Annotated in this window: 7 protein-coding genes; 5 read left to right on the top strand and 2 right to left on the bottom strand. The window is 69.5% G+C overall.

Annotated elements, in window-relative coordinates; genetic code table 11:
- The 4 genes from ACFDTC_RS13590 to pheT form a co-directional block, all read left to right on the top strand.
- Positions 1 to 603 (top strand): acyltransferase family protein (locus tag ACFDTC_RS13590; protein ID WP_375259422.1); only part of this gene is annotated, 603 nt, incomplete at its 5' end.
- Entirely contained in the window at positions 552 to 803 is a 252-nt protein-coding gene (locus ACFDTC_RS13585) for an SGNH hydrolase domain-containing protein (RefSeq protein ID WP_375259423.1), read from the top strand. The genes ACFDTC_RS13590 and ACFDTC_RS13585, both read left to right, overlap by 52 nt.
- A 69-nt stretch (positions 804 to 872) precedes the next feature.
- Positions 873 to 1,946, top strand: a complete 1,074-nt coding sequence (gene pheS / locus ACFDTC_RS13580; protein ID WP_375259421.1) for a phenylalanine--tRNA ligase subunit alpha — start codon at positions 873 to 875, stop codon at positions 1,944 to 1,946.
- Between the two features lie 66 nt (positions 1,947 to 2,012).
- Positions 2,013 to 4,409, top strand: coding sequence for a phenylalanine--tRNA ligase subunit beta (gene pheT / locus ACFDTC_RS13575; protein ID WP_375259420.1), 2,397 nt, complete (start codon positions 2,013 to 2,015; stop codon positions 4,407 to 4,409).
- Positions 4,410 to 4,581: 172 nt separating this feature from the next.
- Here the strand turns inward: pheT and ACFDTC_RS13570 are convergent, their stop codons facing one another.
- Together ACFDTC_RS13570 and ACFDTC_RS13565 are read right to left on the bottom strand one after the other, a co-directional pair.
- Positions 4,582 to 5,028 (bottom strand): sensor histidine kinase, encoded by a 447-nt coding sequence (locus tag ACFDTC_RS13570; RefSeq protein WP_375259419.1) that lies wholly within the window; start codon positions 5,026 to 5,028, stop codon positions 4,582 to 4,584.
- A gap of 72 nt (positions 5,029 to 5,100) precedes the next feature.
- The gene (locus ACFDTC_RS13565; protein ID WP_375259418.1) at positions 5,101 to 5,724 is read right to left on the bottom strand and encodes an HWE histidine kinase domain-containing protein; all 624 of its coding nucleotides are present in this window, start codon (positions 5,722 to 5,724) and stop codon (positions 5,101 to 5,103) included.
- 207 nt (positions 5,725 to 5,931) lie between these two features.
- On the opposite strand from ACFDTC_RS13565, the gene ACFDTC_RS13560 reads away from it, so the two are divergent.
- Positions 5,932 to 6,115 (top strand): cation transporter (locus ACFDTC_RS13560; protein ID WP_375259417.1); only part of this gene is annotated, 184 nt, incomplete at its 3' end.

Below are 6,115 nucleotides of genomic sequence, written 5' to 3'. Positions count from 1 at the left end.
TCCCTCTTTTCCGGCTGTCTGGCACGGAGCGGCGGGATTGGGAAGGCGTCCGGCGCTCGTCGCCGTCGTGCCGCCGTCGACATCGCCCCGCCCACCGTCCCCGGCCACGGCGCGGCCGCAGGGCGTGCGGCCCTTGGAAACCACTCGGCGATTGCCGGCTCCGGCGGCGGTTATCTGGATGTGGATGTCTTCTTCGTCATCTCGGGCTTCCTCATCACCACAATCCTTTTGCGCGAGTTCGAGCAGGGCCGCTTTTCGCTGGTATGCTTCTACGAGCGTGCGGGACGGACCGAGATCGGCAAAATCTACCTGTTCGCGCGCGGGGCGATGGACGCCACCCGCGACAACGCCGTCGTGCTCGGGCCGGCGCGGTCGGGATCGCACGGGGACGGCAACCGCGCCCTGTTCGCCGAGGGCCTGACGCGCACGATCGACGCGGTTTCCGGCCACGTGGCGCGCGTCGTGCTGATCGAAGGCGTCCCCGAGATCGGCTGGTCTGACCCCGAGGTGCCGGGCCGCGCCGCGCTGCACGGCGCACAGCCGTACCCGCGCTGCCCCGGCGGGCCGACGTCGAGCGGCGCAACCGCTGGGTCGACGCGCTGATAAACACGCTCGCCGTGCCGCAGCGGGTCGATCTTGCCCGCGTGCGCGACACCTTCTGCGACACGACCTGTGCCGTCGCGCACAAGGGCGCGTCTCTCTATCGCGACGACAACCATCTCAGCGACCTGGGCGCGCGTCGGCTGATCGAGCGCGTGCTGGCGCCGGTGCTGCTGCAACGGCTGGCCGAGGCGGGTCGCTAGGGCCGAACGACCGCTTGCGCCCATGACCCCTCATCGTTACCTACGGGCGCGTCCCCGATGGAGCGTGCGATGGAAGACCTGCGGAAGAAGTATCTCGACCTGATCGGCGGCGCCTCGGACGAGGGCGCGCTGGAATCGTTGCGCGTGCAGGCCGTCGGCAAGAAGGGCGAGATCAGTCTCAAGATGCGCGAGCTGGGCAAGATGAGCCCGGAGGAACGCCAGACCGCCGGCCCCGCGCTCAACGCGCTCAAGGACGAGATCAACTCGGCGCTGTCCGCCAAGAAGGCCGCGCTGGCCGATGCCGCGCTCGACGAGCGCCTGCGCGGGGAATGGCTGGACGTGACGCTGCCGGGACGCACGCGGCGCGCGGGCTCGATCCACCCGATCAGCCAGGTGACCGAGGAGGTCACCGCCATCTTCGCCGACATGGGGTTCGCCGTGGCCGAGGGGCCGCAGATCGACAGCGACTGGTACAACTTCGACGCGCTGAACATCCCCGGCCACCACCCCGCGCGGGCCGAGATGGACACGTTCTACATGCACCGCGCCGAGGGCGATAACCGCCCGCCGCACGTGCTGCGCACGCATACTTCGCCGGTGCAGATCCGGTCGATGGAGAAGCAGGGCGCGCCCATCCGCGTGATCGCGCCGGGGCGGGTGTACCGCGCGGATTACGACCAGACGCACACGCCGATGTTCCACCAGGTCGAGGGGCTGGCCATCGACCGCGATATCTCGATGGCGAACCTGAAATGGGTGCTGGAAGAGTTCGTGAAGGCGTATTTCGAGGTCGACGACGTCACGCTGCGCTTCCGCGCCTCGCATTTCCCGTTCACCGAGCCGTCCGCCGAGGTCGATATCCAGTGTTCCTGGGAGGGCGGCGTGCTGAAGGTCGGCGAGGGCGATGACTGGCTGGAAATCCTCGGGTCCGGCATGGTGCATCCCAAGGTGCTCGAGAACGCCGGCGTCGATCCGACCCAGTGGCAGGGGTTCGCCTTCGGCATGGGGATCGATCGGATCGCGATGCTGAAATACGGCATCCCCGACCTGCGCGCCTTCTTCGACAGCGACCTGCGCTGGCTGCGGCATTACGGGTTCGCGAGCCTCGACGTGCCGACGCTGCATGGCGGGTTGTCCCGCTGACTTTCGGGCGCTTGGCGCCCCTGAATTGCCGCGGGCCAAGCCCGCCGACGTGATAGGACCGGACCGATGAAATTCACCCTCTCTTGGCTGAAGGATCACCTCGACACGACCGCCTCGGTCGCCGAGATCACCGAGGCGCTGACGGATCTGGGCCTCGAGGTCGAGGGCGTCGAGAACCCGGCGGAACGCCTGAGCGCGTTCACCATCGGCAAGGTGCTCAAGGCCGAGAAGCATCCCGACGCGGACAAGCTGAAGCTGTGCATGGTCCAGACCGACGCGGGCGAGACGCAGATCATCTGCGGTGCGCCCAATGCGCGCGAGGGGATCACCGTGGTTGTGGCGAAACCGGGCGATTACGTGCCGGGCATCGACACGACGCTGTCGGTCGGCAAGATTCGCGGCGTCGAGTCCCACGGGATGATGTGTTCCGAGCGCGAGCTGGAACTGTCGGACGAGCATGACGGCATCATCGAACTGACTTCGGGCGAGGTGGGGCAGCGCTTCACCGACTGGCTGGCGCAGAACGATCCGGCGAAGGTCGACCCGGTGATCGAGATCGCGATCACGCCGAACCGGCAGGACGCGCTGGGGGTGCACGGCATCGCGCGCGATCTGGCGGCGCGGGGGCTCGGCACGCTCAAGCCGCTGAAAGCGGAGCAGGTCGCGGGCGCGTTCCCGTGCCCGGTGTCGGTCACGATCGAGGATGACGCCAAGGACGGCTGCCACGTCTTCGCCGGGCGTCTGATCCGGGGCGTGAAGAACGGGCCCAGCCCCAAATGGCTGCAGGACCGGCTGCGGGCGATCGGGCTGCGGCCGATCTCGGCGCTGGTGGACGTGACGAACTTCTTCACCCACGACCGCAACCGCCCGCTGCACGTGTTCGACGCGGACAAGGTGACGGGTGGTCTGCGCATTCATCGCGCGCCCGAGGGCGCGACGCTGACCGGCCTCGACGAGAAGGAGTATGCCTTCCACGGCGGCGAGGTCGTGATCTCGGACGACAGCGGGATCGAGAGCATCGCGGGCATCATGGGCGGGCTGGCGACAGGCTGTACCGAGGAGACGGTCAACGTCTTCCTCGAGGCCGCCGTGTGGGACCACGTGCAGATCGCCCATGCGGGGCGCGGGCTCAAGATCAACTCGGACGCGCGGTATCGCAACGAACGCGGCATCGATCCGGCCTACAACCGCCAGGCGGTCGAGGATGCGGCGGCGATGATCATCGCGCTTTGCGGCGGCGAGGCGTCCGAGGTGACGGTCGCGGGCGAAGCGCCCGATACGGACCGGGCCTACAAGCTCGACCCCGCGCGGGTGATCAGCCTCGTCGGCATGGAGATCCCCGAGGCCGAGCAGCGCGCGACACTGGAGGCGCTGGGCTTCCGGCTCGACGGCGACATGGCGCATGTGCCATCGTGGCGGCCCGACGTGATGGGCGAGGCCGACCTGGTCGAGGAGGTCGCGCGCATCGCGTCGCTGACCAAGCTTCAGGGCAAGCCGATGCCACGCGCGCGGGCCGGCGTGCCGAAGCCGATCCTGTCGCCCATGCAGCGGCGCGAGCAGGCGGCGCGGCGCACGACAGCGGCCTTGGGTTACAACGAATGCGTGACCTACAGCTTCATCGACGCCGAGGCGGCGGCGCTGTTCGGCGGCGGCGACGATGCCACGATGCTGGCCAACCCGATCAGTTCCGAGATGAGCCACATGCGGCCCGACCTGCTGCCGGGGCTGCTGCGGGCGGCGGCGCGCAACCAGGCGCGCGGGTTCAACGACCTGGCGCTGTTCGAGGTAGGGCACGCCTTCGCGGGCGGCGAGCCGGGCGAGCAGGCGCTGCAGATCGTTGGCCTGCTGGTCGGCCGCACCGGGCCGAAGGATGTGCATGGCGGGTCGCGCGCTGTGGACCTGTTCGACGCCAAGGCGGATGCCGAGGCGGTGCTGGCCGCGATCGGCGCGCCGGCGAAGATGCAGATCCTGCGCGACGGGCCGGCATGGTGGCATCCCGGACGGCACGGGAGGTTCTGCCTGGGCCCGAAGAAGGTGCTTGGCATCTTCGGAGAACTGCACCCCAAGGTGCTGCGCGCGCTCGACGTGAAGGGGCCGGCGGTGGCCTTCACGCTGTTCCCCGAGGAGGTGCCGCTGCCGCGCAAGGCGGGGTCCACCCGGGCGGCGCTGACGCTGGCCGACCTTCAGCCGGTCGAGCGGGACTTCGCCTTCGTGGTGGATGCGGGCGTTCAGGCGCTGGACGTGGTCAACGCGGCGGCGGGCGCGGACAAGGCGCTGATCGAGAGCGTGCGGGTCTTCGACGAGTTCATCGGCGGATCCTTGGGCGAGGGCAAGAAATCGCTGGCGGTCACGGTCCGGATGCAGCCGGTGGAAAAGACCCTCACCGAGAAGGATATCGAGGCGGTGGCCGCGAAGATCGTCGAGAAAGTGGGCAAGGCCACGGGCGGCACGCTGCGGGGCTGACCGGGCGTGCGCCACCGGGCGGAAAACGGGTGTCCCACGATGGGACACCCGGGCGCCCTAATAAAATCAAGAGCTTCCAGAGACGGATTCAGGATCCGTTAACGCTTGGCCCCGTGGGACGCGGGGACGGGCCCGGGCGTTCGACGCCGCGCGGACCGATTTCCGGCGCCCGTCAGGCGCGGGTTTCTGGCGTTTTCGCGTCCCCGGCCACGGCGTCCATGGAGCCGTCGGCCGTGCCGGAAGGGCCGGTGATGTCGCGGATCGTGGCGCGCAGGGTGCAGCGGACGCCGTCGGGGTCGTAGGCGATCTGCGGCTCGCCGCCCAAGTCGCCCGCCAGCGCCGAGATCAGCCGCGTGCCGAAGCCGGTCTCGGTCGGCGGGGTCACGGTCGGGCCGCCGGTCTCGACCCAGTGGAAGACCAGCGTGCCGCCCTCGCGGTGCCAGTCCATGTGCACCTGCCCGGTGTCGTTCGCCAGTGCGCCGTACTTCATCGCGTTGGTCGTGAGCTCGTGCAGCAGCATGGTGAAGGCGATGGCGGCCTTGGGGTTCACGTCGAGGTCGGGCCCCGCACTGGAAATCCGCGTCGCGAAGGCGCCCTGCATCTGCGCCGGTCCCTGCACGATCGCCGCCAGCGAGGCGGCAAGCCCGTCGGCCCGGGTGAGAATGTCGTTGGTCCGCGCCAGCGCCGCGATCTACGCGGTGATGGTCTGCCGCGCCTCGGCCAGGCTGGTGGCGCGGCGCAGCGCCTGGTTCACGATGGATTGCACCATCGCCATGGTGTTCTTCATCCGGTGCTTTAGCTCGTCGGTGAGGACCGCGCTGCGGGCCTCGGCCTGGACCTGGGCGGTGGTCTCGACCACGGTCAGGTAGATGCCGCGGATGGCGCCGGTCTCGTCCCAGAGCGGGCTGTGGCTGTGGGTGAAGAACGCCTCGCGCGCCTTGTCTCCGCGGTCGGGCGTGTAGCGCGCGTTCTCGGTGTAGTAGCTTTGCCCCGCGAGGACCTTGGTGAAGAACGGGTCGAGCTGGTCCCAGATCTCGGACCACCAGTCACGCGCGGGCTGGCCCAGGTGGCCGGGATGCTTGCTGCCCAGACGCGCGGCGTAGGCGTCGTTGTAGACCGTATGCAGGTCGGGACCCCAGTGCAGCATGCTGGCGAATTGCGAGGTCAGGCAGATGCGCACGGCGGTCTTCAGCTCTACCGGCCAGTCGGCCGGTTCGCCCAGCGGATGCCGCGACCAGTCGATGGCTTGCAGGATGGCCGCGCATTCCCCGCCGGTGGCGGGAAAAGGTCTGTCAGGGCGGGGCGAAGCGTTCATCGGGTAGCAGTAAAACGTCGCCCCGCGTGGCGCAAGAATGCTGCCGCGGCCCGGCGCGGGCGTGTCGGTTGGCGCACACCTGCCGGGCGGCGCTGGCACCGGGGCGCGGCTTTCCGACCTTGCGGACGGTGCGCGGCGCCGGCTACCTGAGGGGCACGGGCCTTCGGCGGGACGCGCGCCGGGGCCGCCCCCGGAAGGAGCCGCACCGTGCCGCACGATCATGCCCATGCCCACCTCGACCCGCAATCCGGCGACCGCCGCGTGTCGGCCGCGATCTGGGCCAATGCGCTGCTGACGGTGGCGCAGATCGTCGGCGGCATCCTGTCGGGGAGCCTCGCGCTGGTGGCGGACGCGCTGCACAACTTCTCGGACATGGCGTCGCTGGTGATCG

This window comes from Citreimonas sp. (assembly GCF_042096055.1).
GTDB lineage: Bacteria > Pseudomonadota > Alphaproteobacteria > Rhodobacterales > Rhodobacteraceae > Citreimonas.
The sequence above is the reverse complement of the archived record's forward strand: the minus strand, read 5'-3'. Positions and strand labels throughout refer to the sequence as shown.